This window comes from Synechococcus sp. CCY9202 (assembly GCF_034931685.1).
GTDB lineage: Bacteria > Cyanobacteriota > Cyanobacteriia > PCC-6307 > Cyanobiaceae > CBW1002.
In genome coordinates this window covers 1-1,764 of record NZ_JAYGID010000125.1, presented here as the reverse complement: position 1 = coordinate 1,764, position 1,764 = coordinate 1, and the positions used below count along the sequence as shown (strand labels likewise).

Below are 1,764 nucleotides of genomic sequence, written 5' to 3'. Positions count from 1 at the left end.
GGGACTCCTGAAAAAGTCAGATCGACTGCGGCGCAACTTGTTTCAGTGACCGAGACCCGATAAACTGGGCTCGATCAGGGCAATTGACGATTGCTACAACTGCTGAACGCTGCAGATGTACCGAAAACACCATAACGGGCAGCTCTCAATCGAAGAGTTCCATGTCCCTTTTGGCGGCATGTTGGACCCGGACAATCGCTGGGTTCTCTTCTCCTCTCTGATGCCATGGGAAGAGCTGGAAGAAACATATGCCCCCCAATTCAACCCCACGACTGGCGCCCCTGCGAAGCCTGTGAGACTGGCCTTTGGCGCGCTGTTCATCAAGCAGCGGCTTGGCTTGACCGATGAGGAGACTGTCGAGCAGATCCGAGAAAACGCTTACATGCAGTTTTTCCTTGGTTTTGCCGGCTATTCCAGCAAGGCGCCATTCGACCCGTCGATGATGGTTCATTTCCGCAAACGATTCTCGGAGGAAGATCTCAAGCGGATCAACGAACTGATTGCCGAACGCGGCAAGGCCATGGTGATCGAGGCTGTGTCGTCACTCCCAGATGACGACGACTCTGGCGCTCCAGGCGCTGACGCTGCAACCCAGATATCACTCGACGACTTCGTGAAGCCTGCAGATTGGCCTGAGGGCAAGAACTGGGGAACACTCACTATCGATGCCTCCTGCACGCCAGCCGATATCACCTATCCGACTGATCTGAAGTTGCTGAACGAGGCGAGGGAGTCGACCGAACGAATCATTGATGATCTGTGCGACCAGCGCTCAGACCTTCGCAAACACAAGCCCCGATATGATCGTGGCAGGGCACGTGCTGTTTTCCTTAATGTCGCCAAACAGAAGAAGCCCCGCCGTCGAAAGATAAAAGCCACAATACGCCGCCAGCTCGACTATCTACAGCGAAATCTTGATGCCATCGATGCCTTGATCGCTTCTGGGGCAAGGCTTTCGGGTCTGAAGACGCATTGGTGGCACAAGCTTCTCGTGATCAGCGAGCTGCATCGCCAACAAAGCATCTTGCTATACGCCAAGTCGCGCAGCATCCCCGACCGCATCGTCAACTTGGTTCAGCGGCAGGTTCGTCCCATTGTTCGCGGTAAGGCAAGAGCCGCAGTTGAGTTTGGCGCCAAAATTAGTGTTTCCGTGCGGAATGGCTTTGCCTTCTTGCACAGGATCAGCTGGGATCCATACAATGAGGGCGAGGACCTCATTCCCCAAGCCAAGAAATATAAGCTTGAAAACGGCTGTTACCCTGAGCGAATCTGCGCTGATCGCATCTACATCAACACCAAGAATCGAAATTTCTGCACGAGGAATAACATACGGTTATCTGGTAAGCGACTAGGAAGGCCACCGAAGGATCCCGAGATCAATGCGGCTCACAAGCAACAGCTCAGCGCAGACCAGCGAAAGCGAAATGAGGTGGAGGGAGTCTTTGGATCCGGGAAGCGGAAATATTCACTTCGGCTGATCATGGCTCGGCTGCCTAAGGGTGCAGAAACCTCGATTTCCATGGGATTCCTGGTGATGTGTGCTGAGAAGATCCTGAGGCTCCTCCGCCTCTTTTTTGTCACTATTTATGCCTGGTTTTACACCTGGCATCGGCCAGGCTGGCTCTGGGTGGCGCTCAGGAACATTTATCTGCTTGAGACAGCCGAAACGCTGGTCACTGCATAGCCGGGTTTTCGAGCTGCCTACCCCCCTTGGTCTTTGGCAGAACTCGAGCCTGCTCGCGATTTGTTTTTCAGGAGTCCCTA

Annotated in this window: 1 protein-coding gene; it reads left to right on the top strand. The window is 54.0% G+C overall.

The annotated features are described in order from the left end of the window. The first annotated feature begins 115 nt into the window (after positions 1–115). Positions 116–1,684, top strand: a complete 1,569-nt coding sequence (locus VB777_RS15145; RefSeq protein ID WP_323249955.1) for an IS5 family transposase — start codon at positions 116–118, stop codon at positions 1,682–1,684. The last annotated feature ends 80 nt before the right edge of the window (positions 1,685–1,764 follow it).